This is a genomic window from uncultured Psychrobacillus sp., assembly GCF_938022135.1.
GTDB lineage: Bacteria > Bacillota > Bacilli > Bacillales_A > Planococcaceae > Psychrobacillus.
This window is the reverse complement of the sequence record NZ_CALIED010000011.1, coordinates 74,878-99,696: the sequence shown is the minus strand read 5'-3', so window position 1 is coordinate 99,696 and position 24,819 is coordinate 74,878. Positions and strand designations below refer to the sequence as shown.

The 24,819-nt window shown below is 35.8% G+C and carries 25 protein-coding genes; 3 read left to right on the top strand and 22 right to left on the bottom strand.

The annotated features are described in order from the left end of the window. Window positions 1-4 precede the first annotated feature (4 nt). The 3 genes from Q0371_RS02450 to Q0371_RS02440 all read right to left on the bottom strand — a co-directional run bounded on the left by Q0371_RS02450 (window position 5) and on the right by Q0371_RS02440 (window position 5,127). Entirely contained in the window at window positions 5-2,806 is a 2,802-nt protein-coding gene (locus Q0371_RS02450) for a 2-oxoglutarate dehydrogenase E1 component (RefSeq protein ID WP_298467821.1), read from the bottom strand. Between the two features lie 276 nt (window positions 2,807-3,082). Next, on the bottom strand, window positions 3,083-4,453 hold the full coding sequence (locus Q0371_RS02445) for a HAMP domain-containing histidine kinase (protein WP_298467819.1): 1,371 nt from the start codon (window positions 4,451-4,453) through the stop codon (window positions 3,083-3,085). After that, window positions 4,450-5,127: a response regulator transcription factor gene (locus Q0371_RS02440; RefSeq protein ID WP_298467817.1), complete on the bottom strand. Its 678-nt coding sequence runs from the start codon at window positions 5,125-5,127 to the stop codon at window positions 4,450-4,452. The genes Q0371_RS02445 and Q0371_RS02440 overlap by 4 nt, the downstream gene beginning before the upstream one ends. 677 nt (window positions 5,128-5,804) lie before the next feature. Here Q0371_RS02440 and Q0371_RS02435 point away from each other — a divergent pair. Then, on the top strand, window positions 5,805-6,350 hold the full coding sequence (locus tag Q0371_RS02435; RefSeq protein WP_298467814.1) for a GNAT family N-acetyltransferase: 546 nt from the start codon (window positions 5,805-5,807) through the stop codon (window positions 6,348-6,350). Between the two features lie 38 nt (window positions 6,351-6,388). Here the strand turns inward: Q0371_RS02435 and Q0371_RS02430 are convergent, their stop codons facing one another. Further along, on the bottom strand, window positions 6,389-7,465 hold the full coding sequence (locus Q0371_RS02430) for an undecaprenyldiphospho-muramoylpentapeptide beta-N-acetylglucosaminyltransferase (protein WP_251553193.1): 1,077 nt from the start codon (window positions 7,463-7,465) through the stop codon (window positions 6,389-6,391). A 40-nt stretch (window positions 7,466-7,505) separates the two neighbouring features. Between Q0371_RS02430 and Q0371_RS02425 the strand changes: the two genes are divergently transcribed. After that, window positions 7,506-8,858 carry an MATE family efflux transporter gene (locus tag Q0371_RS02425; RefSeq protein ID WP_169360109.1) on the top strand — a complete coding sequence of 451 codons (1,353 nt, stop codon included), beginning with the start codon at window positions 7,506-7,508 and terminating at the stop codon, window positions 8,856-8,858. 290 nt (window positions 8,859-9,148) lie between these two features. Here the strand turns inward: Q0371_RS02425 and Q0371_RS02420 are convergent, their stop codons facing one another. The 6 genes from Q0371_RS02420 to Q0371_RS02395 all read right to left on the bottom strand — a co-directional run bounded on the left by Q0371_RS02420 (window position 9,149) and on the right by Q0371_RS02395 (window position 14,123). Continuing rightward, a complete protein-coding gene (locus Q0371_RS02420; RefSeq protein WP_298467808.1) occupies window positions 9,149-10,084 on the bottom strand; it encodes a CAP domain-containing protein in 936 nt (311 codons plus the stop codon). Between the two features lie 160 nt (window positions 10,085-10,244). After that, window positions 10,245-10,499, bottom strand: a complete 255-nt coding sequence (locus tag Q0371_RS02415) for a hypothetical protein (RefSeq protein WP_298467806.1) — start codon at window positions 10,497-10,499, stop codon at window positions 10,245-10,247. Further along, complete coding sequence (locus Q0371_RS02410) at window positions 10,492-11,397, bottom strand: GTP-binding protein (RefSeq protein WP_298467867.1); 906 nt, start codon at window positions 11,395-11,397, stop codon at window positions 10,492-10,494. Before Q0371_RS02410 ends, Q0371_RS02415 begins: the two co-directional genes overlap by 8 nt. A 130-nt stretch (window positions 11,398-11,527) precedes the next feature. Beyond that, complete coding sequence (locus Q0371_RS02405) at window positions 11,528-13,054, bottom strand: S41 family peptidase (RefSeq protein WP_340883628.1); 1,527 nt, start codon at window positions 13,052-13,054, stop codon at window positions 11,528-11,530. A gap of 73 nt (window positions 13,055-13,127) precedes the next feature. Next, window positions 13,128-13,829, bottom strand: a complete 702-nt coding sequence (gene deoD / locus Q0371_RS02400) for a purine-nucleoside phosphorylase (RefSeq protein WP_169360112.1) — start codon at window positions 13,827-13,829, stop codon at window positions 13,128-13,130. 72 nt (window positions 13,830-13,901) lie between these two features. Next, a complete protein-coding gene (locus Q0371_RS02395; RefSeq protein WP_298467800.1) occupies window positions 13,902-14,123 on the bottom strand; it encodes a YozE family protein in 222 nt (73 codons plus the stop codon). A gap of 119 nt (window positions 14,124-14,242) precedes the next feature. On the opposite strand from Q0371_RS02395, the gene Q0371_RS02390 reads away from it, so the two are divergent. Next, entirely contained in the window at window positions 14,243-16,087 is a 1,845-nt protein-coding gene (locus tag Q0371_RS02390; RefSeq protein WP_298467797.1) for a methyl-accepting chemotaxis protein, read from the top strand. A 253-nt stretch (window positions 16,088-16,340) separates the two neighbouring features. On the opposite strand, the gene msrB is transcribed toward Q0371_RS02390, so the two are convergent. The 12 genes from msrB to Q0371_RS02330 form a co-directional block, all read right to left on the bottom strand. Further along, on the bottom strand, window positions 16,341-16,751 hold the full coding sequence (gene msrB / locus Q0371_RS02385) for a peptide-methionine (R)-S-oxide reductase MsrB (protein ID WP_169360115.1): 411 nt from the start codon (window positions 16,749-16,751) through the stop codon (window positions 16,341-16,343). Then, entirely contained in the window at window positions 16,741-17,271 is a 531-nt protein-coding gene (msrA, locus tag Q0371_RS02380; RefSeq protein WP_298467794.1) for a peptide-methionine (S)-S-oxide reductase MsrA, read from the bottom strand. The genes msrB and msrA overlap by 11 nt, the downstream gene beginning before the upstream one ends. A 10-nt stretch (window positions 17,272-17,281) precedes the next feature. Then, window positions 17,282-17,857, bottom strand: coding sequence for a YpmS family protein (locus tag Q0371_RS02375; RefSeq protein WP_169360117.1), 576 nt, complete (start codon window positions 17,855-17,857; stop codon window positions 17,282-17,284). A 13-nt stretch (window positions 17,858-17,870) separates the two neighbouring features. Next, complete coding sequence (locus Q0371_RS02370) at window positions 17,871-18,683, bottom strand: GDSL-type esterase/lipase family protein (protein ID WP_298467791.1); 813 nt, start codon at window positions 18,681-18,683, stop codon at window positions 17,871-17,873. Between the two features lie 91 nt (window positions 18,684-18,774). Next, window positions 18,775-19,614, bottom strand: coding sequence for a DegV family protein (locus Q0371_RS02365; protein WP_298467788.1), 840 nt, complete (start codon window positions 19,612-19,614; stop codon window positions 18,775-18,777). A gap of 55 nt (window positions 19,615-19,669) precedes the next feature. Continuing rightward, complete coding sequence (locus Q0371_RS02360) at window positions 19,670-20,413, bottom strand: lysophospholipid acyltransferase family protein (RefSeq protein WP_298467785.1); 744 nt, start codon at window positions 20,411-20,413, stop codon at window positions 19,670-19,672. Next, window positions 20,406-20,897: a dihydrofolate reductase gene (locus tag Q0371_RS02355; RefSeq protein WP_298467783.1), complete on the bottom strand. Its 492-nt coding sequence runs from the start codon at window positions 20,895-20,897 to the stop codon at window positions 20,406-20,408. Before Q0371_RS02355 ends, Q0371_RS02360 begins: the two co-directional genes overlap by 8 nt. Window positions 20,898-20,911: 14 nt before the next feature. Further along, on the bottom strand, window positions 20,912-21,856 hold the full coding sequence (locus tag Q0371_RS02350; protein ID WP_298467781.1) for a thymidylate synthase: 945 nt from the start codon (window positions 21,854-21,856) through the stop codon (window positions 20,912-20,914). A gap of 39 nt (window positions 21,857-21,895) precedes the next feature. Next, window positions 21,896-22,471, bottom strand: a complete 576-nt coding sequence (locus Q0371_RS02345; RefSeq protein ID WP_169360121.1) for a YpjP family protein — start codon at window positions 22,469-22,471, stop codon at window positions 21,896-21,898. Window positions 22,472-22,771: 300 nt separating this feature from the next. After that, on the bottom strand, window positions 22,772-23,551 hold the full coding sequence (locus Q0371_RS02340) for a class I SAM-dependent methyltransferase (RefSeq protein ID WP_298467776.1): 780 nt from the start codon (window positions 23,549-23,551) through the stop codon (window positions 22,772-22,774). Further along, the gene (locus tag Q0371_RS02335; protein WP_298467774.1) at window positions 23,552-23,983 is read right to left on the bottom strand and encodes a BrxA/BrxB family bacilliredoxin; all 432 of its coding nucleotides are present in this window, start codon (window positions 23,981-23,983) and stop codon (window positions 23,552-23,554) included. It lies immediately after the preceding gene. 465 nt (window positions 23,984-24,448) lie between these two features. After that, a complete protein-coding gene (locus Q0371_RS02330) occupies window positions 24,449-24,646 on the bottom strand; it encodes an alpha/beta-type small acid-soluble spore protein (RefSeq protein ID WP_169360174.1) in 198 nt (65 codons plus the stop codon). Between the last annotated feature and the right edge of the window lie 173 nt (window positions 24,647-24,819).

The following is a 24,819-nucleotide window of genomic DNA, read 5'->3' as shown; positions in this document are numbered from 1 at the left end:
TTTCTTACAAGCTTTTCAATGCTTCTTCAATAATTCTTGCTTGCTCTACTTTATAAGTGTCGATATCACCTTCAGCAGGACTTGAGCGATGTACTCGCCCTACGTACTTAATATCTTTTCCTTTTGCAATATCCAGTAAATATGGAAGTGCAAAATTCCATGAGCCCATATTTTCTGTTTCTTCTTGAGCCCAAACAATTTGTTTAAGGTTTGGATAACGATCTACAATCGTTTGAATTTTCTCTTCTGGGAATGGGTAAAGTTGCTCCACACGAACTATATGCATGAAGTCATATCCTTCTCCATCCTTCACTTTGTCTGCTAAGTCAATTGCTAGTTTACCACTTGCAAAGACTACTTTTTCGACCTTGTCAGGTTGTTGGCCTAAGCCTGGCTGTTCAATAATAGTCTCAAACTTACCTTCAGTCAAATCTGCTACCTCTGCACCGACTAAAGGATGTCGAAGTAATGATTTAGGAGAAACGATTATTAATGGTCGAATTGCGTCTTCTTTTAGCATTTTAGCTTGTCTTCTAAGGATATGGAAATAGTTTGCGGCACTTGATAGATTCGCAACTGTCCAGTTATTTTCTGCAGCAAGCTGTAAATAACGCTCTAGACGTGCACTTGAGTGCTCTGAGCCTTGACCTTCTGAACCATGCGGTAATAGCATCACAAGTCCAGATTTCAATCCCCATTTAGATCGAGCCGAACTGATAAAATTGTCAAACATAACTTGCGCCATATTTGCGAAGTCCCCGTATTGGGCTTCCCAAATAGTTAATGAATTAGCATTCTCCAAGTTATAACCAAACTCATAGCCCAACACTGCTGTTTCTGTTAATGGACTGTTGTGAACGGTAAAGGAAGCTTTTGCATCACTAATATAGTGAATTGGTGTAAGTTCTGCACCTGTATTTTCATCATGTAACACTAAGTGTCTATGTGAGAATGTACCACGTTGTGCATCTTGACCAGTTAAGCGAACAGAGTTCCCTTCCTGAATAATCGTTGCTAGGGCAAGTGTTTCTGCATGACCCCAGTCGATTTTACCTTTCCCTTTAAATGGCTCTTCTCTACGTTTTAAAATTTTCTCTAATTTTTTGAACGCTTTGAAATCAGATGGCCAGCTTAATAATTCTTCATTGATTTTCTTCAGTCTGCCTTCCTCAACTCCAGTAGGTAGCTCAGGCATTCCCTCTAATACAGCATCAGGAATAATAATCTCATGTGCAGTAGTCTGTGGAAGCTCTTTCACGCGATCGTATGCTTCTTGCATTCCACTGAAGATAGTTTCATCCAGCTTTTTCACTTCGGCTTCTTGGATAACGTTTTCATTTACTAACTTTTGTCCGTAAATATTACGTACAGTCGGGTGTTTATGAATAATATGATACATTTGTGGATTAGTCACAAGTGGCTCATCCATTTCATTGTGGCCATATCTACGATAACCAAGTAAGTCAATAACAATGTCCTTACCAAATTTGTTACGGTATTCGTGAGCAAGTTTTGCTACGCCGATAACAGCCTCTGGATCATCTGCATTTACATGAATAACAGGAACTTCATATCCTTTAGCTGGGTCAGAAGAATAGAAAGTAGAACGTGAATCGTAATGCTCCGTTGTAAATCCGATCATATTATTTGCGATGATATGGATCGAACCTCCAGTTTGGAAGCCTCTTACTCTACTATAGTTTAACACTTCTGTGACGATACCTTGACCAGGGAAAGCCGCATCTCCATGAACTAAAATTGCATAAGCAGCATTTTTATCTTGAACTGGCAAACCTGCTTGATCCGTTGTTTCTTGAGCAGCACGAGTTTGCCCTGTTACTACAGGACTTACTACTTCTAAGTGAGAAGGGTTATATGCTAATTTAATCGTTAATCCAGATGGAGAATGGTAAGCAGCACCTTTATGGTATTTCACATCACCATACCATCCCTCAGAAAGCTCTAAAGAGCCGTCTTTTGGTTGAAAAGCTTCAGAAGGTACGTGTGCAAACTCTGCGAACATCATCTCATAAGGCTTGTTTAAAACGTGTGTTAATACATTTAAACGTCCACGGTGGGCCATACCAATGTTTACTTGTTTTGTTTTAGTGATATTAGATTGTCTAACAAGCTCGTCTATCAAAACCACTAATGAATCTAAACCTTCAATAGAGAAGCGTTTTGCTCCCACAAACGTACGGTGAATAAATTTCTCAAAACCTTCAATTTGAGTTAAACGTTTCAATAATTCCTTTTTTGTATCAGCAGATAAGTTTTCTAATACAACACCTTTTTCAATCTTGCCCTGTAACCACTTGCGCTCTTCTACATTCACAATATGAGAAATCTCAAAAGCTATTTTATTCGTATAAACAGATTTTAAGTACTCAATTGCCTCTAAACCGTTGGTAACTGTGTTTGGTGCATCAGCTAATAAAAAAGCTACAGGAACTTCTTTTAAATCAGCAGGAGTTAGACCGTAAGTCTTAAAATTGATTCGAGAATCATTTTTTTCTCTGTCATTTAAAGGATAGATATCTGCAGATAAGTGCCCGTGAGCTCGTATAGCATCAGCCAACTCGATTGCACGAATCACTTTATCGAAGTTGTTGGATTCCACAGTTGGTAAAGCAGCTCCTGTACCATTTGTAGTTGTATCCAGAACTGGTGCCCCATACTCTTCAAATAAGCTAACTAGTTCTTGATCCACTTCTTCTGGTGATTGAAGGTATAAATCATACTGCTCCATCACATAACCAAGATTGGGTCCTGAGAAAATGGACCAAGGTGTTTGATTGTTCGACATTTAAAAAAACCTCCAACATATTGTGCCACAATAGGCATTAATGAATTTGCATAAAAATAAGTGCAAAAGCCTGAAAATGAAAGATGTACATTTTTATTCTTTAAATCTTCACATTAATAGTTTACCACTCTTTTCATGAGACTTAAAGAATTCAAGAATTCAAGTATAAGAACAATTTTTCCATATCCATCTTACTACTCTCACTAAAAAATACAATCCTTTTTGGTAAATTAAATTAATCTTTTCTAAATTTTTTTATACATTTGAAATGAATGATTATTCACTTGTAAATTTAGGGAAATATATGGAAAATTTTGTTCCGTTTTGATTACTTTCTACGTTAATACTACCTTTATATGCAACAACTAGTCGTTGCACAATGCTAAGGCCCAATCCTGAGCCTCCTTTATTCTTTGAACGTGCCTCGTCTGCTGTATAGAAACGATCGAAGATTTTAGAAAGGGATTCTTTTTTAATACCAATCCCATTATCTGAAACAGTAATTACTACTTTGGAAGTGTCTTCCCAAGCTTCTATAATTATTTTCGGATCGTTTTCATTATATTTTATTGCATTCTCCATAAGGTTTCTAAGAATTTGCTCCAATGTCGTTGAGGGGATATTAACTGATATATTTTCATTTCCACGGTAAACAATTGATGAAGTTGGAGATAGCACCTCCAGTTGTTGTTCCAATTCCTTGACTACACTTAATAGACGGGTATTTGTATTCTCAAATGTTTGTTCATTTTTTGCAAGCTTTAACATTTCTTCTATTAAAACTTTCATTTTTTGAACTTCTGCTAAGGAAATGTCCAGGGATTCGTCCAGAACATCTCGTTGTTCCTTGCCCCATCTATTCAGCAGAGCCAGATGTCCTTCCACAACTTGAATAGGTGTTCGAAGTTCATGAGATACATTATGAATAAACTCGTCTTGTCTGGTGATTGTTTCATTTACCTCGTCCATTAATTCCTTATAGATTTTCATCAGCTCACCGATTTCATCTTTTGACAAACGTTCAAAATTAACTTCCTTAGAAAACCTTGTCCGTTTTGCCTCCTGCATTTCATCACGTAATTCCTTAATTGGACGTAACATGAATGCAGACAACGAATACCCTATAAATGCAGATAGTAATAGCGCTATGAGAGAAAATAACGTTATAGCCAACAATATATAGCGCATTAGTTCTTCAAAATTAGAAAGGCTGTGGGAAATTTCTATATATCCCTTAAATAATCCGAAGTCAATTTCAGCAGATTTATGAAAAATAGTCTGTCCTTCTACTTTGTCTTTTTCAAATTCATTTATTGAAGTGGGTTCGAATGCTGAAAATGGACTCGCATCATTAATGCGGAGAAGCTCGATTCCATCTGCATTTAAAACCCTTATAGACTGCTCTTGGTTAACAAGCTGGTTAATAAGTGTGCGATTTCTTTGAATGTCTTGAACGCTAATCACAGGACCCTGTGACTCAAAGAAGCTTACAACTTCGTTTAATGTGTTATGGGCCACTCTCTTTTCAGACATAAGCATCCAGTTGTATAGCGAAAAATATAAAATGGCACTCATCATTAAAAAACTTAAAAAAATAGACAGAGCAGAAGCATATGTCCATTTTTTTTGTAAAGTCCAGTTTTTCATGAACGAATCACGTATCCCACTCCTCTAACTGTTTCTATTAAAGCTGCAATTTCCTTCGGCAATTTCTTTCTAAGATGCCTAATATAAACATCCACTACATTTGTCTCTACTTCTGATTCATAACCCCATACAATTTCTAAAATCTGATCCCGAGTTAATACGATGTTAAGGTTTTGCATAAAACATACAAGAAGGTCATACTCTGTTTTCGTTAAAATAATCTCCTGCCCAAAATACGTAACCCTATATGCTTTTTGATTGACCTGTAAGCCACGTATCGATAAAACAGATTCCTGATTTAATGTGGTATGCCCCACCCTTCTTAATACAGCACGAATTCTAGCCAAAAGCTCTTCTATAGCGAATGGCTTGACCACATAGTCATCTGCTCCAGCCTCTAATCCTGAAACACGATCTATAACTGCATCTCTCGCAGTTATTAAAATAATAGGAATATCTTTAACTTTTCTAAACCTGCGACATATTTCTAAACCGTTTAAATTAGGTAGCATAACATCTACTAATAACAAATCGTAATGGTTTTCTAAAGCTAATTCATATCCCTCTCTTCCATCAAAAGATACGGTTACCTCAAAATTTTCATGTTTCAGCTCAAGTTCCACAAACTTCGCTATATTAATTTCATCTTCTATTAATAAAATATGATGTTTCACTTTCACACTTCCTTTAAAAATACCGTTCACTTTATATGAACGGCAGTAAAATTATATGAATTGTTTCTTCTCATCGATTTCAAATTCTGAAAAGAGAATTTAGGTCATAGTTATTATAATAAAATAAAGTGTATCGCGTGCTAAGCGGAGAAGCTTTTTGAGAGATGAACAATAGGTCTACCCTCTATTAACTTTTATACTATTTGTATAGAAAATCATCAGGTGAAAAGCATTCGTTTAAAACGATAAAGTACAATTACATGAACTAAAACCTCCTGTTGAAAATCCAAACAAATAAATAGAAAAATATAGGAAGATTTGATATATTCATTTATAATAGCTGTACTAGTAAATCATTTTCTATGTATCTTTTGTTTATGTAAATTAATCATATGTATTAATTGTGAAACATACAAGTATTAACAATATTTTTTTTAAAAATGTATAATTTAACTCTATGCAAAATGAAAAACTTAAAGTATATTATTCTATGCAAATAATTTTATAAGGCAAAGTATTTCTTTGCCGAGGGAAGGCAAATGGTGCGCCACCGGTTCTTGAGCTGGTTCTAGTAGGTTCGATTCCTACCCCGAAATTTTTTATGCAATTCAAATGAAAAATTTCAGGGGAACTAGAATGACTCTGCTCATTTTCAGTTCTGGAGGAGGCGTTTTTTTGTGTTGAAAAAAAGAGACTTACATGAGTGTACCGCTCTATTTGAGCTTATGTCAGATCCAACTATTATGCCATTCGTTCGTCATAAAGCTAATACCGCAGACGAATACTGGTTTTTAACCAAACAAATGATTGAGGAAGAATTAGCTGGAACGACTATTTCTCGAACAATCATCAGTGACTATGGACAACCAATAGGAACCATAAATCTATTTGATATTGAACACGGTGCTGGATTTTTAGGAACATGGATCGGCACACAATTCCAAGGTCAAGGTTATAATAAGAAAGCGAAGGAACAATTTTTAGAGGAATTGTTCTTTGAGCAGAATATACAAACAGTATTTTTACGTATTAGAAAAAATAATATTAAGAGCATCCGTGCAACTGAAAAGCTTGGCTATGCTTTAAAAGCAAATGATTCCCACCAAGTAATATACGAAGAGATTAATAAGGGTAATAACCATTTCGATTTATATTATATACCTAAGGACCTCTTCCTAATGAAAACACTTCAGCAGAATTCGGAAGAAGAACAAGCTATGTAACAGAAGAAACTCCCGTCAACTTTATGACGGGAGTTTCATTAGTTTTTATATGTTAGTAGTAGTTCCGTAAATTGCTCAGGTGTTTTGGAAGAACTCGCCAGACACTGTGCATCAATTATTTTTTCTTTGTTTAATGCTAAAGCTGAAAGAGAATTCATAAATGTCTCAGCGGTGAGACCCTCTTCTTCAAGGACAATAGCATAGCCTAATTTTTCAAAGAAGTTTGCATTTAATACTTGGTCTCCCCTGCTGGCGTTCTTGGACAAAGGTATTAATAACATAGGTTTTTTTAACTCTAAAAATTCAAAAATGGAGTTAGAGCCAGCTCGGCTTATTACATAGTTTGTGATTTTCAACAAATGGGGTAATTCATCCGTTACGTATTCAAAGGCTTTATAATTTGGTTTATCTATCAATGAAGGGTCTAGGTTTCCTTTACCACAAAGATGAATAATCTGAAATCGCTTGGTTAAAGTGTCTATATTATCTTTAATCGCAGCATTAATACTTTTAGAGCCCTGGCTTCCGCCCATAACGATAATTGTTTCTTTAAAAGGACTAAAGCCTGTCAGCTCTCTTGCAATTTTTTCATCTCCTTGAAACAGATCAGGGCGAATGATTGCTCCTATAGCGGAAGACTTATCCCTTGGAATATACTTTAATGTCTCTTCAAAAACCGTAAATATATGTTCTGCAAATGGTGTTGCAATTTTGTTTGCTAAACCAGGTGTGATGTCGGACTCATGTATTACGACTGGAATATTAGAAAGCTTTGCCGCCACTACAACTGGCACAGAAACAAATCCTCCTTTGGAAAATACAAGCGAAGGCTTTATTTTTCTTAAGGTTCTCATGGCTTGCATTGTTCCGTATAGGACTTTAAATGGATCTGAGAAATTTTTAATAGAGAAGTACCTTCTTAACTTACCATTAGAAATAGTGTGATAAGGTAAAGTGGGAAAGCTTTTTTCAATAATTGATTTTTCAATTCCATCAGCAGAACCAATATAATGGACTTCATATCCGTTTCTTAATAATTCTGGGATAATGGCTTCATTTAAAGATACATGACCAGCTGTTCCCCCGCCTGTCAGTACTATTTTGTTATTGTTCATGATAATCTCCTAACTATTTATCTAAAGGATGTATGCCCATATGGTAGAAACAAAAAACTTACAAGAAAAAACCAAGATAATGATTCAAATGGTACTACCAATTTTAATCACTCAGGTCGCACTCTATTTAATGACTTTCTTTGATATCTTGATGACAAGTAAATACAATATCAATCATCTAGCAGGCGTTTCTATAGGTTCTTCATTATGGGTGCCAGTATATACCGGGTTGACTGGTATTCTACTAGGCATTACGCCAATTGTAGCACAATTAATCGGTGCAAAAAAGCAAGAAGATGTGAGAACCTTTGTTCAACAAGGTTTATATATTGCTATTCTATTAGCTATTTTAGTTTTTATAGGAATTATTTTGTTTCTGGACCCTATCCTTCAAGCAATTCCTCTTGAAACTAGTGTACGCATAATAGCGGAAAAATATTTATGGATGATGTGCATCGGACTACTTCCTTTATTCCTATACAGTGTCCTACGATCGTTTATAGATGCATTAGGCAAGACCCGCATCTCCATGTTCATCACGTTACTGTCTGCACCAATTAATATCGCACTAAATTATGTGCTGATTTACGGTAAATTTGGATTGCCAGCTTTAGGTGGTGTTGGGGCTGGATTAGCCTCAGCAATAACTTATTGGCTCATTTTAATTATTACTATTTTCATCATAAAATACAATAAACCGTTTGCTGATCTACAAATATTCCAAGAATGGACGAAACCGTCGTTGGCCAAGTTAAAAACATTAACAGTGATCGGTTTACCAATAGGACTATCTATTTTTGCAGAGACTACTATTTTTTCTGCAGTCACGATTATGATGAGTGTATTTTCCACAGCAGTAATTTCAGCTCACCAAATAGCTATGAATTTTACTTCGTTGTTATATATGATTCCCTTAAGTATTGCAATGGGAGCTACTATTTTAGTAGGTCAAGAAGTAGGGGCTAAACGCTATCAGGATGCAAAATCCTACAGTTGGCTAGGAGTCGGGACAGCTGTGTCCTTTAGCTTTGTGTCAGCTACTATTTTACTTGTTTGGCGAGAACCTATAGCAGCCATTTACACAAACGATGTAGAGGTCATTAACTTAACCGTTCAATTTTTCTTTTTTGCTGCCCTCTTCCAATTATCTGATGCCATTCAAGCACCAGTTCAAGGAGCATTAAGGGGCTATAAGGATGTTACAATTACGTTTATCATGGCGATTATATCTTATTGGATAATAGGTTTACCTATTGGCTATATACTAGGTACTTACACAGCATACGGCCCATTTGGCTACTGGATAGGCTTAATTGCCGGCTTAACGGTCGGTGCACTTACCCTGGGAACACGTTTAGTATACTTACAGCGCAAGTTTGCTAAGCTTTATTAAATGATATTTGACAATAATCATAAACTTTATGGATAGCTAAACAGTTATATTTTAGATATTGATGTAATCCAAATCTAACTACAAGAAAAAGTGAAATCCATTTTTCCGATTTCACTTTTTTCTTCAATATTAAAAACTATGTCAATCTGGTAATTTCTCGTTAGTGCCCATGGAAAGCAATTACCGGAACGGTTATCAACTATAGATAAAATGAAAGCCTCGAAATATTTTACCAGGGTAAAATATTTCGAGGCTTTTGTTTTGAGAAGAGCTGTCTTAGCCTCTTTTAATTATTTGCTAATAAATTGTTGTGTCCAGTAATAACCACTATCAGATAATCCTACTCCAATATGTGTATAGCTACCGTTCATGATATTCGCTCTGTGACCAGCTGAATTCATCCAGCCTTGTACCACTTCTTGAGCTGATCGTTGTCCCATTGCAATATTTTCTGCAGCTGACTTGTAGCTAATCCCTAAAGATTTCATTTGATCAAAAGGTGAGCCATATGTAGGACTTGTATGTGAAAAATAATTATTATCCTTCATGTCCTGAGATTTAAGCTGTGCTGACTTAGTCAATGCAGAGTCGATTTGTAGAGGTGCTAAGCCTTCCTTTGCACGCTCGGCATTAGTTAGATCTACCACCTGTTGGATAACAGAAGATACTTGAGCTTGATTGGAATTACTGTTTGTTTCCGTTTTTTTAGTAGCTTGCTGAGTAGTTGGAGAAGTTGTAGCTACCTCTTTTTTTGGTTGAGCCGCTGGCACTGTTGATTCTTTTTTTACTGGAGCCTTCGCAGTTGTAGCTTCTTTTTTAGCAGCATTTGGTTTAGTTACTTCTACTTTTGCTGCAGTTTGTGTTTTTTCAACGACTGGTTTTTCTTTTATTTGATTGTTGGGTTTAGTAACCTCTTTTGTTTCTTTTTGTACCTTTTGGGTATTTTGTGCCACGTCATTTTTCTTTGCAGCCTCTGTTTTAATAGTATTTGCTAGGTTAGCAACGATTAACTCTTTATTTATATTAAACTTTTGAAGCATTTTGTTTATTTCTGTCTCACTTAAAGACAATTTTTGAGAGTTAATCTTTAGAGACTTCCATTCGATGGATGTTTTTGCCTCAGAAGTAGTTTTTGAATTACCAGCTGTTTCTGCTGATGCTGTTGCTGTTGTAGCAGTAAGTAATAATCCTCCTGCTAGCATACCTGCTAAAATCTTTTTGTTCATTTTCATTTCCTCCTTCTTTTGTGCTCTCTCATTTTATACACAAAATCAAAAGAAAAAATTATATAATATCTTCCATCTCGTCCATTCGAGTATTAAAAGATGGACGGGAGAAAGGATTCCGTTCCTTTGGTATGGTAGGATAAACCAATACATAAAAATATTAGTTTTCTAAAGCTCTTGACAATTTCATATATTCTTCGTGAATTACCAAAAGTATATCTTCTTGCTGTGAAATAGATAGTTTGCTATTTTTAACTCGTTCTGTGATCATTTCACGTTTTTTTTCAATGCTCTGCCTTACCCTCGGGTGAGTATATTCGTCTAGGAGCTCCGATTTAATGACATTACGTACTTCTTCTTCGGTAATATCATTCGTGGTGCGATTTTTATATAGCAATTTAAAAGCATCAATCATTAACCGAATCCCCTATAATCTCAAGCTTATTTATTTGCTCTCCGATAATTACAAGTTGGGGCTCCATTTTCATGTATTCAGGGAGCCATTGGATCATTCCATAAGCATATTGAAATAAATAAGGATATTTGTGTCCCTTAAGTGGAACATAACCCTTCATCCGATAGACGGAGTCAGGAAGACCTCTAACCCAATCCTCGAAGGCTTCTTGATCTATTGGTCCGTTAAAGGTATGAAGCCTTGAAGACAAGGAAAGTTGCTTGCCTATTGCCGCTTCTTTAACTTCTTTTTCATGAAAGGTAGCTTCCAAGTTAGCAAGTGCTTTTATAGAAATTTTACTGTTTGAGGCTTGAATGATCGGTGCATCCCCATTAATACCTTGGAGTTCCATAGAGGCAGTCGCAATCTCGTCATCAGTTAGTAAATCTACTTTATTGGCAACAATTAAATGTGCATGTTTGATTTGCTCAAGGAAGAGCATCCGTGTTCTGGGTGACAGCTTGTCGCGTTCTAACCATCTTTTGCAGTCGGCAACAGTAATAATACCTTTTATATTTAACTGATTTGCAAATATCGGTGAGAATACAGCATCTAATGCTTCAACAGGGTGTGCAGCTCCAGTAGTCTCTATTAATAACACATCAAAATCTTCCCCAGCCAACAACATTTGAAGCTGTGCTTCCATCTTCTCAGATCCTGTACAGCATATGCATCCTTCTAGCATTTCTTTAAGAGGGATGTCTTCCTCTACTGCTCTACTATCAAAAGCCAATTTACCTAACTCATTCATAATTACTGCTGGTTTAATACCTTCATTTTTGAATTGTGAGATTAAATTGGTTAACAAGGATGTTTTCCCGCTTCCTAAAAATCCACTCAATAAATATACATCTTTCAACATCCACACCTCTTCCTATGTATTTCCTAAAGAAATTCATCGTCAACTCGGCAACGTCAAAACTTCTTCTCTTGAATAAAGAGCTGACCATTGCAGGTCAGCTCTTTTAAGAAATAGATTATGCTATTACTTATTTTTTAATTAAATCCTTTGCTATCTCTTCTGCCTTTAATAATTGAGGATCTTCGTTTAGTAATTTTTCACGAAGCTTATTCATCAATGTATTAGCAGAATCACCGGTAAGCTCACCTGTAGCATCCAGTTTGTTGTCAGCTTGGAATTTTTTCACCGCAGAAACCATAGTCTCGTCAAAGCTAGTATTAATAGTACCTGGATCGTATCCAACTGCTTTTAACATTTCCTTAGCATTTTTAATAGCATCTGATGTCATACCTGTCTTTAAAACTTCAGAAGTATTTAAAGGAGATAACATCGCATAAGAAGGATATTGTACTTCGTAATCTGGTGCAATACCTTTATCATGTATCCAGTTACCTTTCGGTGTTAACCATTTTGCTGTTGTTATTTTAATATTAGAGCCATCAGGTAAATTGTTAAGAGACTGCACAGTTCCTTTACCAAACGAATTTACACCAACAATAGGCATATTTGCTGATTCGCTTAATGCTCCTGCAAGTATCTCAGATGCAGATGCACTCCCTTCGTCGATCAACACTGTAACAGGAAGATCCACTCGGAGACCAGGTGATGCAACAATCGCCTCTTTTACAAGTTTGTTTTTATCATCTTTTGTTTCAATTTGTACAATATTCTTGCCTTCTTCAACAAAAAGGTTTGAAATATCAACTGCCGAATCTAGCAGGCCACCTGGATTTTGTCTTACATCCAGAACTAATGACTCCATGCCTTCTTTTTTCAGATCATCGATCGCAGTAACTAACTCATCATACGTATCGTCAGAAAAGCTAGAAATCATAATATGCCCTACTTTGTCACTTAACATCTCAGGATAAACTGTTTCTATAGGGATATCATCTCGAACTATTGTCGTTTCAATTAATGCGCCTTCACCACGTTGAATCGTTAATGTAACTTCAGTGCCTTTTTTACCGCGAATTAATAAAACAGCTTCCGAAACACTGTAGCCTTTAATATCTTTCCCATCTACTTTTAAAACCTTATCATTAGGTAACAACCCAGACTTTTCGGCTGGAGAATTTTTAATAGGAGAAATAACCGTAATGATACCATCTTGCTCCTGTATTTCCGCTCCAATTCCTTGGAAGCTCGAATGAACACTGTCTTCAAACATAGATGCCTCTTCTGTATCCATGTATTCAGAATAAGGATCTTCCAGTGCATCGACCATGCCATTGATGGCACCATTAATCACTGTATCCTCATCAATATCCTTATAGTAATCTTTTTTTAATTTGTCATAAGCCATATATAACTTAGTGAATTCTTTTCGTTCACCTACATATTGTACCTGTGATTCTTGCCCTTTTATTTCACTAGCTTCATCCTCTTTTCCAAACATAAATAGAAGTGATGTAACGCCAGCCGTGATTATCATGAGACCAAAAATCATTAACCAAAGCATCAAAGGTTTAATCTTTACATATTTGGAAGATTCAGGCGATGATTGTTCCTGTTCTTCGTTTGTTCGTTGCTCTTGTTCGTCCAAAATCTTCACCCTTTTCACACAATTCGTTTTTCAAAAAATAGACTGCCAAAAATGACAGTCTGTTTTTTTTAAAATTACATCCTTATTTTAATGCTGCTTCTAATGCCACTACGATCATGTCATTAAATGTTGTTTGTCTTTCTTCTGAAGAAGTAACTTCTCCAGTAATAATGTGATCACTAACAGTCAATACGGCTAGAGCTTGTCTTCCGTATTTAGCAGCTAGTGTATATAATGCAGCAGCTTCCATTTCAACTGCAAGTACACCGTAGCTTGCCCATTTTTCATTTTGAGCATTTTCATTATAGAATAAATCAGCTGTAAATACATTACCTACGCGTAGGTTTAGTCCTGCTTCTTTACCTGCATTATATGCATTGTATAATAAATTGAAATCAGCAGTAGGAGCAAAGCTAATATCATCTAAAAGTACTTTATTCATAGAAGAGTCAGAAGATGCTGATTGAGCAAGAATAACGTCACGTACTTTTACGTCTTTTTGGATAGCTCCACAAGTTCCAACACGGATTAATTTTTGTACATCATATTCAGCCATTAATTCAGTTGTATATATAGAAATGGATGGTACTCCCATTCCTGTTCCTTGTACAGAAACTCTTTTCCCTTTATATGTACCTGTGTAACCAAACATATTACGCACTTCATTATATTGCACAACATCCTCTAAGAAAGTTTCAGCAATATATTTTGCACGAAGTGGATCTCCTGGTAGTAAAATCGTGTCAGCTATTTCACCTTTTTTTGCATTAATATGAATACTCATTAATATAACCTCATTTCTAAAACTTATCGTGTTTATGATACCTTTTTTTACTATAAAATGCAATGTAGAAGCCTAGAGGTTATTGTCTTCGTATAACTCCCATATTTCATCAAAAACTATTGCCGGCATCTCTGGATGCGCGAGCTCCTCAATATACTCGGAAAGTGGCTGAAAAGATGTTTCTGCTTTTGGAAAATCATGCTGTAAAAACATTTGTTCCGCAAATAGAGCTTTGGCATCGGTCTTTTGACCTCCCCGGAATTTTAATGCAAATAAATAAAACGATTGATTCATATTATTTTTCCTCCTTTAGTCCTGAAGTAGTATATTAATTTAAAATTTTGTAGATAATTCAGTCTAAAACAATTAAACTAAAAATTATGATGATAAAACATTAGAAAGGAATGGCTCAATTGAAATATGGATTTAAATCGAAAAAAAACAAAATACCTAGTACGCCCAAAGTACCTAAACCAAAGAAACAGCGCAAATCCCTTAGTAGTCGTTCATTTTCCCTTTTTAAAAGGAATGCAAACAAAAGCTTTCAAAATACCAATTTGTTAAATTCCATACGTGGCAGAGTACTCATCATTTTTTCCGTCCTTATTATAATTCTATTTTCCATGCTTGTCCTTACTTCGGCCAACATGCAATCATCTCAGAAGGAACTAGAAAACTTTATAAACGTGGACATAAAAGAGCAGTTAATGGTCAATCAAATATCTGCGGATATTGCTAAACTTTCAAATGCAGAACAAAGCTATATCATCACAGGTAAATCAAATTATATGTCAAGTTATAGAAGTTATAAAGATGCAATCGTTACTCGCTTTAAAGAATTGCAGACTATTTTTAAAAATCGTCCTGATGAGCTCAAAAAAGTAACGGCGATTAACGAGCATTTTAATACATACCTTCAATATTCTGAACGTGCATTAAGCCTAAGAGACCAAAAAGGATTTGAGGCTGCTCAAAAGCTTGTAAATGCAGGAAGTGGACGCGCAGCCATGAGCCATGTAGATGTCCAAATCGAAGCGATGAACGAAGTGTTAGCTAAAAAGAACGCTAAGCAAATTGCACTCTTAAAGAGCGAAAATCAAAACGCTTTGAACATATTTATAGGCTTAACGATTTTCTCTGTATTATTAACATTAGTATTTGGAATTGTACTATTTAATTCTATTAAAAGAAGCACTTACTCTATTAACCGTTCGATTTTAGAAATCGCTCAAGCTGGCGGTGATTTAACGAGAAGAGTAAAAGTAAGAACGAAAGACGAATTTGCTGAAATTGCTTCCAATACAAATGTTTTAATCGCTTCTATTGCTGATTTAGTTAGACGTGTAAGCCATTTAACCGAAAATGTATCAGCTAGCGGTCAGGAATTGATGGCCTCTTCTGACGACACTGCTATTACAATTCAGTCAATAGCGGATTCTACAAATGAGATAGCATCTGGTAGTGAGCAGACTATGAAAAGCATGACCTTAGCTATTCAAAAAATGAATTCACTAGAAGAAGCAACAAGATATTTGAATGAGGATGCACAAGCTGTAAAAGTAGCGACTGATCACATGACTGCCGCTGCCAAACAAGGAGCATTGTCTGTTCAACATTCTTCAAATGTTATGTTAAATATTGAAGAAACGATGGCTAATACCTCTCAGACTGTTCAATCTTTAGGAACTAAATCGTATGAGATAACTTCTATTATTAAAACCATCACTGCAATTGCAGAGCAAACTAACCTACTGGCTCTAAATGCGGCAATTGAGGCTGCACGTGCCGGAGAACATGGAAGAGGTTTTGCAGTAGTAGCAGATGAAGTAAGGAAGCTTGCAGAGCAATCTCAAAAAGCAGCAAAAGAGGTAACAGGAATTGTAACCTCCATTCAAACGGAGGTAACCTCTATTGTTAAACAAAATCACGAAGGGGTCGAAAATGTTATAAAAGGCGTTGAAGTAGCGAATGAAACAAGCACTTCCCTTGAACAAATTATGAAACAAACAGACGAAACGATTAGTATTATTAATAAAATGGTCAATCAGATAGAAAAAACACTGGAATTTAGCCAGGAAGTAGCTGCTTCCTTTATAGAAGTGACTCATATTGCAGAAAACACTGCGTCAAATACTGAAAACTCTGCTGCCGCCGCTGAACAAGGTAGTGCTGCCATGCAAGAAATCAATGCTTCCGCTGTAGAATTATCACACCAAGCGGACGAGCTTAGAAAAGTAGTAAACGAGTTCAAGTTATAATTTGTAAGGCATATAACCGTTTTAGCTAGCACTGAAAAATATAGTGCTAGCTTTTCTTATGTAAAAACCAAAAAAATTTGTGATAAATCACTTTGTGAAGGCTCTACTCTTGTGCAAGGACCATCTCTGCAAGGTTTGGATCCATTAACCCAATGCTTATGCATATCTCCGCAAGGTCCCCTTCCTCATTACACCCTCTACCTTTACCAATTACATAGAAAAAGCATGGATATGAAATCCATGCTTTTTTACATTAGAATAGTTTTAAGTATTCTCCATAGCCTTCTTCCTCTAGCTTGTCCTTGGGAACAAAACGCATAGCAGCTGAATTAATACAGTAGCGTAAGCCTGTTTCTTCTTTTGGACCATCAGGGAATACGTGACCAAGATGAGAGTTTGCTGTTTTACTTCTCACTTCTACTCTTCTCATACCATGAGAATCATCAAAATGCTCAGTTACCTCGTGGCTCTCGATTGGTCTAGTAAAGCTTGGCCAGCCACAACCAGCATCATATTTGTCCTTTGAATGGAATAATGGTTTGCCTGAAACAACATCTACATAAATTCCTTCATCAAAATGCTTATCATATTCTCCTTGAAAGGGTGGTTCTGTTCCATTTTGCTGAGTCACATAATACTGCATTTCAGTTAATTTATCCTTCATTTTGTAACCTCCTATTGTTTTCAACGAAGTTTGCTCTACCAGAACCAACAAAGTATCTATTATAATGACTTGGATTCTTTTTATAATAGTCTTGATGATATTCTTCTGCCTCATAAAACTCAGATGCAGGCAAAATTTTGGTAGCTATTTTTTTCGGAAATCGTCCAGAAGCATTTAAAGCATCCTTTGATTGTTCTGCTTTTTCTTGTTGCTCTTCATTATGATAAAAAATAGCCGTTTGATAGGAAGATCCCTTGTCGAAAAATTGCCCTTCTTCATCTGTTGGATCGATGTTTAGCCAAAATATATCCAGTAGTTGATCGTAAGAAAATTTTTCCGGATCATACGTAATTTGAACTGCCTCAAAGTGTCCGGTAGCATTTGAACACACTTGTTCATAAGTAGGGTTAGGTAAATTACCACCCGTATAACCGGAAACAACTTTTTCAATGCCGTCATAAGAATCAAACGGTTTTACCATACACCAAAAACAGCCACCTGCAAATGTTGCTTTTTCCATTTTATATCCCTCATTTCGATGGAACTATAATTTCTAAAACAATTTTGTCTTCTTGAAGATTCAATTCCTTCGCTCGAACATTCACACCAGACGCCATAGGAATACTAGCCAACTGAATTAAAACTTCTTCTTCATCAGGCTTCACTACCATCCAGCGAGGGAGGTCTATTGAATCTCGTAATAACTTTAACACAGTATCGGGTGGTAATTGAAGCTGTCCGACTTCAACCGACGATTGCTCCAAACGAATATTCCCATTCTCTTCGACAAAAGGTTCGAAATACATCTTTACAGGAAGAGTTAATGAGAAAATGGTTAACTCAGAGCTTAAAATAATTTGCTCCTCTACACTCAATTGAAGGGGAATAGGCTTATCATCCATCGCTGTAGCTATAAAAGTATTTGCTATTCCCTGAAAATCTTCCTTAGAGACATTTACAGTTAATACATGTCCGGAAGGGTCAGGTGTAGTAATACTTTCAACGTCAACATTTTCCGTTGGAGATGTAATCCAGTACAAAAGGGTTCCTATACTCCCTGCAATGATTAATAATAATAAAAAAAAGGCAATCATCCACTTATTCATCTAAACCAGCTCCTCAAAAGAACAATTCCCTACTTTGCTCATCTATCAAACCACAATTTTCTAAAGAATTTACTACGTTATCTACTATCAGCTCATACCCCTTGCTGTTCGGATGAAAAAAGTCGGTATGATAGACTAAGTTTGCATTAGAATCAAACAAAGTATCAATAGGTGCATAACAAGCATTTGTATTACTATAGGATAGCGATTCTATAGTGTCGTTCCAATCTGTTATGATTTGATCTACTTCGCTCGTTTCATCTGTAACTATGGTAATAGGGTTATAAATTCCAATCATTATTATTGGAGCACTACTATTAACCTCTCGAATTTGCTCTAAGATTTCATCATAATTTCGCTCAAAACGCTGTAATTCCTTTTGAAATGCCTCAATCTGAAGGTTAAAGAGATCTTTTCTAAATACCTTCATGACATCATTTCCACCAATGGTAATAGTGATTAAGTCTGCTTTACGAAGTTGATGATCGATTTCTCCATCTTTTAACAACTTTAGAAGTTGGTCACTTCGTCTTCCTCTTTTAGCAGTATTGGTTAACACGACATCTTCTATTCCCTTGTATTCTAAGATTTGATTTTTTAATCTTCCAACGTACCCATTCTTCTTTAGTTCATCTCCTACCCCTTGAGTAAGAGAATCTCCAAGACCTACAAGTTCTAATGTTCTCGGGAAAAATTCAGGCGGAATAATATATTCTTCAAATAAGACCGTTTCCTTTATCGGAAAGCTAACTTCTTCTATTTTTTCTGGCGCACAGCTAGCTAATAAAGAAATACAAACAAGAATAATTAAAAATTTATATTTCATATCTAACCCCTTTATTTAACTCCATTTATATACAAGATGATGTAAAACTATAAATAAAAGCAGGGAAAATTTGATCTTCCCTGCTTTGGCATTATTCTGTCATATACATAAATCCAATGGCACCTGGACCAGTATGCGTACTAATCACCGGGGAAGTAAAGGACACTTGAATATCTTTGAAACCCGAGTCTTTTATTAATTCCATTAAGGGTGTAGCCATAGACAATCCATTAGCATGAGAAATACCTACCGCTTTTACAACTTTACCTTTAGTGTCTTCCATAAACTGTTTAAACAAATAGTTGACTACTTGCTTATGACTTCTAGCTTTTGCCACAGGAGTATAAACTCCATTCGCAAGGCTCGCAATGGGTTTAATAGAAAGTAAAGATCCAATCATTGCTTTTCCCTTTCCAATACGTCCACCTTTCACTAAATTATCCAAAGTATCTACTACTACATATAGATCTGTTTTAGTGCATATGTCTAATACCTTCTCAACAATTGCATCTTTTGTAGCTCCATTAACAGCCATTTTAGCAGCTTCTTCCACCTGGAAATATAAAGCAAAGGAGATAAACTTGGAGTCAATAACAGTCACATCAGAATCTGTCAGGTCAGCAGCTGTTTGAGCAGATTTGACAGTACCACTCATACCACCGGTCATATGTATTGAGATAACTTGATCTCCATTCTTACCAAGTCTATCGTATAGCTCTTTGAACACCCCTACTGCAGGCTGGGAGGACTTAGGAAGTTCTTTAGAAGTACTCATCTTTTCTAAAAATTCCTCTGGTTGAATATTAACCCCATCAATATATGACTCCCCATCAATCTGAATCGTCAAAGGTACTACATGTATATTATACTTTTCAATTATCTCTTTAGTTAAATCAGCTGTAGAGTCTGTAACTATATGAACCTTTGGCACTGTATATCCCTTCCTTCCTAAGTATATTATAAGAAGAAAGATGTTAATCTGTAAACTATTTATGCCTGCTTTGAAGCTCATTAATTTTATTTGCAATAATTATATGTAAGTCTTCTTTTATTTGTTCTGAATTACTTACTTGAATCGTTTCTTTACTATATGAAGGAAGGATACTAATTTGAACATGTGCTGGACTAATTTTATTATTATTTTTCTCCATAATATTAGAGGTTCCATGAATCGCGATAGGAACAATAGGAACATCTGCGTCTTTAGCAATACGGACAAATCCCGATTTGAAGGCTCCTATCCCCTGTCCCTTACTTCTAGTTCCCTCCGGAAACATTAAAATAGAATGACCGTTTTGTAAATGTGATACTGTATCCTGAATTGATCGATAACTACTTTTTCGGTTTGTCCGGTCTAAAAACACACAATTCATTTCTTCCATCCATTTAGCTACTAGTGGGACCTTTTTTATCTCTATTTTAGAAATAAAGCCAAAAGGTTTTGGTATGTGTGTTAAAAGAGTAGGAATATCAAAGTTTCCTTCATGATTGCTTACGAATAAAACCGAGCCCTCTGGGAGGTTTTCCAATCCTTCTACAGTGAATTCGCTTTTTGTTCTTTTAAGAACACCACTGGCCCATTTTTGTGGTACTTCGTGGACAAGCAAGTCATATTGCTCTACTGATAGTAACCCTTTTTTAGACTTAATTTTGTTTAGTTTTGGAATGCTTATTGGTAAATAGCCAAACAAAAACCCAAAAGTTCTTAAAGAAGAAAACAACTTATTCACTAACCTTTCTATCGTAAACCAAATATACGTAAGTTATTCCGTCAGATGTCTTCATCTCTTCCGACTTCTCAGTAAGTACCCATTCATCGGAGCTATATGGTGGGAAGTAAGTATCACCTTTGAATGTTTGTTGAATGAATGTGATATATAGTCTGTCCGCTTTTGGTAGGATTGCTCTAAAAATCTGCTCTCCTCCAATTACCATAACCTCGTCGTGGTGACTCTTCGCCAATTCGATTGCATCCACTAAATTGTTTACTACCTCTGCTCCCTCGACTTTATAAGAGGAGTTTCTAGTAACAATTATACTTTTTCTACCTGGTAATACTTTCCCTATCGATTCATATGTATTCCGTCCCATAACCATTGCCTTGCTCATTGTTTTTTCTTTGAAATATGCTAAATCACCAGGTATATGCCAAGGCAAGTCTTTGTTATAGCCAATTACTCGATTTGGATCATGAGCTACGATTAGTGATATCATTAGTAATCTCTCCTTTATACAGCAATTGGTGCTTTGATTTTTGGATGTGGATCATAGCCTTCTATAGAAATGTCTTCGATTTCAAAATCAAAGATGGAAGCTTTTTCTTCATTTAAGACTAATGTCGGCAAAGCACGTGGTGTTCGTGATAGTTGCGTTTCCACCTGTTCATAGTGATTTGAATAAATATGAGCATCACCTAAAGTATGCACAAAATCTCCAACTTCTAATTTACATTCTTTTGCTATTAAATGAACAAGTAAAGCATAGGAAGCAATATTAAAAGGAACTCCTAAAAAAACATCAGCACTTCGTTGATAGAGTTGACAGGACAATTTTCCGTTCGCTACATAGAATTGCATAAAGGTGTGACAGGGCGGTAATGCCATATCATCGACCTCAGAGGGATTCCAAGCAGTAATGATATGTCGTCTGGAATCAGGGTTCTTTTCTAATCCATCTATCAAATTTGCAAGCTGATCAATCGTTTCACCGTTTTTACCAGGCCATGAGCGCCATTGTCTACCATACACCGGACCAAGGTCTCCAAATTCTTCTGCGAAACCCTCATCAGATAGAATGTTGTCACAGAAAACCTTCATTTGTTGATCCACTAAAGCCTTAAATTCAGGATCCTTCGAAGCTCGAACACCAAAGTTTGTCATATCTGGACCATTGTAAGCATCACTATTTACCCACTTTTCAAATGCCCATTCATCCCAAATATGGTTATTGGCCTTAATTAAGGTTTTAACGTTGGTATCTCCCTTTAAAAACCATAATAATTCACTTACTATCAAGCGAAAAGCAGTTTTTTTAGTAGTCATAAGAGGAAATCCTTTTGAAAGATCAAAACGCATTTGATAACCAAAAACACTTTTTGTTCCCGTTCCTGTTCGATCCCCTTTTTCAATCCCATGTTCTATAATGTGCTTACATAAATCTAAGTATTGTTGCATTTCCTTGCTCCTTTCCTTTTATAGCAAAAAAGCTCTCATCTAGGAGAGCCATTTAGGTGGGGTGTTCTTAGACCAATAAATTTCACCTAAAGCATAATGCTTTGAATATTTATCCTCTGCTAGGTGATAATGAAAATTAAAGTAGTAACCATCTAGCGGTTTTTTATCTGTTCTAACATGAAAACGCATCAAATCTTTTTTTGTAGTTTCATCAAAAATATGGAATATTTTTTCGTAATATTCTCCAGAAGGCTGTTCTGTTATAGCTAGATTAGCTGCTTTTTGATCGTCAACAGAAACTAATGTTGTATTAATTGCCTGTTGAATTCTAGGAAAAATAACTTCATCAAACTCATTTTGAATAACAGGGCCTATTCTAGCACCAAACTTAATGTAAGCTTGTTCTTTAGCGGCCAAAGTAATCTTTTCACTATAATCAATGGATTCTTTAAGACTAACCTGGTCATACTCTACCGTATGCTTCTCTGCAGAGACCGACTTCATCGGCACTTTGCTCTCTAACAGTTGCTCCCAAATAACATGGTTAGGTGAGATCAGTCCAAATGTTAGAAATGCCACAGTAATAATAATCGATTTTTGGAACCATTTTTTCATGTTTAATCACCTTCAATTATGTACAATTTAGTAAAAGCAATATTATAAACATATACGAAATCGAGAACAAAAGGTTTCATCTTCCTAGTATTCATTGTACAATAAAAAGGGTAAACAATCAGTAGTTTTTTAAACTAAGGAGGAAATTCTTATGAGCACAGATATTATCATTGGAATCGGATTTTTATTTTTATTAGGTTATTTAACTTCTTTAAACTTCACGCACTGATTTAAAAGTAAATAGTTCATTATTCTAAAACAAAGAGGGAAGCGACTTGTATAGTCACTTCCCTCTTTGTTTTATACTTCAATTATTCCGTAATGAAATTTGGAACTTAATCTTGTCAGTCGGGTAAAACCAAAATCCTCAAACATAGGAGAGCGGAAATGCGCCTTTAAAACCACTCGCTTCTTGGCAACTCGCTTCGCTTGCTCGACCCACTCTGTATAAAGAGTTCCAATAGCCCCTATTTCTCTAAGGGCTTGAAAATTATTAGACTCGGCTATTTCCTCTTCAAACATCGGATCCATATACACAACATCAAATGAGTTATCCTTTACCGTTTTTAAAAAGTCTACAGCATCTTGATGAATCACTTGAATTCTTCGCATGGAATTTTCTAATTCACTAAAATCCGTTTCATAGCTTTTTAATCCTCGATTAATAATATAAGCAATCATCTTTTCCTTTTCTAGTGCAACTACTTTTCCAGGATCTCCTACTGTGTAAGCAGCAATTAAGCTATCAGAACATAGACCAGCTGTAGTATCTAAAAACCTTTCCCCCAACTTTAAGCCTGTTGCTTCAAGGAAAGGGTCTTTTCCCGCTTTTAACAATCTTTTTAAACGAAAGGCTGCAGAATTTGGGTGAAAGAAAAAAGGAGTGGTCGAACCATATGCAAAAAACTCCAGCCTTTCCTTACCAACTACTAAAACATCCGCTAACTGCTCCTTTTGTATTTTTTCCACTGACTTTTTATTTCGGTCTATGAAGTTTATACATAAATCAGCAGCTATATCTTTTGCTACCCGAGTATATTCGGGATTCGTTCTTCCAGCAGTCGTTATAACTGTTTTCATTTAAGCAATTATGTCAGTGAGAACACCTGTCAGGTGGTCTTTGATTGTTTCCATAGAGTTACTTTCAATTTGCTCTCTAGAGATAAAATAAGCTAATTCTCCATCCTTCCATATAGCAATGGAAGGTGAACTTGGTGGGACTTCACTAAAATAATCTCTCATAGTAGCAGTCGCCTCTTGATCTTGTCCTGCAAAAACAGTAACAAGATGATCTGGTTTCTTTGGTAATTCGCCAATCGCTTCAGTAACAGCAGGTCTTGCGAGCCCCGCTGCACAACCACATACCGAGTTAATCACTATTAATGACACACCTTCTTCTTTCATATGCTCATGCACTTGATCAGGTGTAGTCAGCTCTTTAAAACCAGCATTCGTCAGCTCACTTCTCATTGGTTTAACTACTTGCTTCATATATTCATCATATGCGTTCATCTCTTCGCCCACTTTCACGTATGTTCAATTACCCATTCTTAAAGGGTATTCTATTTTCTATTCTACTTTTGTTTAAGTTTTTTTTCACTCATTTTTACTTATAGTACATTAACCTCTTGATAGTCTAGTGCTATATTTCCCTTAAATCCTTTATTTTTAACTTATCTGTCTCACTCATCCCTGCTTATGTCGCCGTCTGGCGCTCCAATTCAATACATGGAAACAGCTTGAGCATCGATAAAGCGCAAATAATTTCCTCGTATCAACAAAGCTTAAAACTGTCCCCAACCTCAATTTTATAATCTATTTATGTTCTTAATAGCCATTTGAATGTTCCTAAAGAATTATTAGTCAAAATCCACCAATAACTTTAACAAAGCTTTTTTTATGAGAAAGTATTCGGTATTACAAAACATAATTCAAAAACAAAAAACCGATGGCATAAAGCCACCGGTCTCAATTTAATTATTTTTGAAAACCGCTCATTTGTCCTTGAGCTTGAGCTACTAAACGCTTAGTAATTTCTCCGCCAACGGATCCGTTAGCACGCGCTGTAGATTCTCCTCCAAGTTGTACTCCAAATTCTTGAGCGATTTCATATTTCATTTGGTCAAGAGCTTGTTTAACACCTGGTACAAGTAGTTTGTTGTTGTTGTTTGACATTTCTCTCACCTCCTTGTGAGATTATATTGTGCCAAATCTTTTGATATATACAAGAAATAAAATTTTAGACAAAAAACTTTTTCAAACCTTTTAACTGCATTGTTCTAATGATTATGGTTATCCTTTATATCAAAACCAAAATTTTAAATGAAATATTTTAGGCTCCTTAAACT

Excerpts from the sequence above, each read along its gene's own strand:
- Q0371_RS02450 (WP_298467821.1), bottom strand. The coding sequence starts at position 2,806 with ATGTCGAACAATCAAACACCTTGGTCCATTTTCTCAGGACCCAATCTT.
- Q0371_RS02445 (WP_298467819.1), bottom strand. The coding sequence starts at position 4,453 with ATGAAAAACTGGACTTTACAAAAAAAATGGACATATGCTTCTGCTCTG.
- Q0371_RS02430 (WP_251553193.1), bottom strand. The coding sequence starts at position 7,465 with ATGAACAATAACAAAATAGTACTGACAGGCGGGGGAACAGCTGGTCAT.
- Q0371_RS02425 (WP_169360109.1), top strand. The coding sequence starts at position 7,506 with ATGGTAGAAACAAAAAACTTACAAGAAAAAACCAAGATAATGATTCAA.
- Q0371_RS02420 (WP_298467808.1), bottom strand. The coding sequence starts at position 10,084 with ATGAACAAAAAGATTTTAGCAGGTATGCTAGCAGGAGGATTATTACTT.
- Q0371_RS02415 (WP_298467806.1), bottom strand. The coding sequence starts at position 10,499 with ATGATTGATGCTTTTAAATTGCTATATAAAAATCGCACCACGAATGAT.
- deoD (WP_169360112.1), bottom strand. The coding sequence starts at position 13,829 with ATGAGTATTCATATTAATGCAAAAAAAGGTGAAATAGCTGACACGATT.
- Q0371_RS02395 (WP_298467800.1), bottom strand. The coding sequence starts at position 14,123 with ATGAATCAATCGTTTTATTTATTTGCATTAAAATTCCGGGGAGGTCAA.
- msrB (WP_169360115.1), bottom strand. The coding sequence starts at position 16,751 with ATGAAGGATAAATTAACTGAAATGCAGTATTATGTGACTCAGCAAAAT.
- msrA (WP_298467794.1), bottom strand. The coding sequence starts at position 17,271 with ATGGAAAAAGCAACATTTGCAGGTGGCTGTTTTTGGTGTATGGTAAAA.
- Q0371_RS02375 (WP_169360117.1), bottom strand. The coding sequence starts at position 17,857 with ATGAATAAGTGGATGATTGCCTTTTTTTTATTATTATTAATCATTGCA.
- Q0371_RS02370 (WP_298467791.1), bottom strand. The coding sequence starts at position 18,683 with ATGAAATATAAATTTTTAATTATTCTTGTTTGTATTTCTTTATTAGCT.
- Q0371_RS02355 (WP_298467783.1), bottom strand. The coding sequence starts at position 20,897 with ATGATATCACTAATCGTAGCTCATGATCCAAATCGAGTAATTGGCTAT.
- Q0371_RS02350 (WP_298467781.1), bottom strand. The coding sequence starts at position 21,856 with ATGCAACAATACTTAGATTTATGTAAGCACATTATAGAACATGGGATT.
- Q0371_RS02345 (WP_169360121.1), bottom strand. The coding sequence starts at position 22,471 with ATGAAAAAATGGTTCCAAAAATCGATTATTATTACTGTGGCATTTCTA.
- Q0371_RS02340 (WP_298467776.1), bottom strand. The coding sequence starts at position 23,551 with ATGAAAACAGTTATAACGACTGCTGGAAGAACGAATCCCGAATATACT.
- Q0371_RS02335 (WP_298467774.1), bottom strand. The coding sequence starts at position 23,983 with ATGAACGCATATGATGAATATATGAAGCAAGTAGTTAAACCAATGAGA.
- Q0371_RS02330 (WP_169360174.1), bottom strand. The coding sequence starts at position 24,646 with ATGTCAAACAACAACAACAAACTACTTGTACCAGGTGTTAAACAAGCT.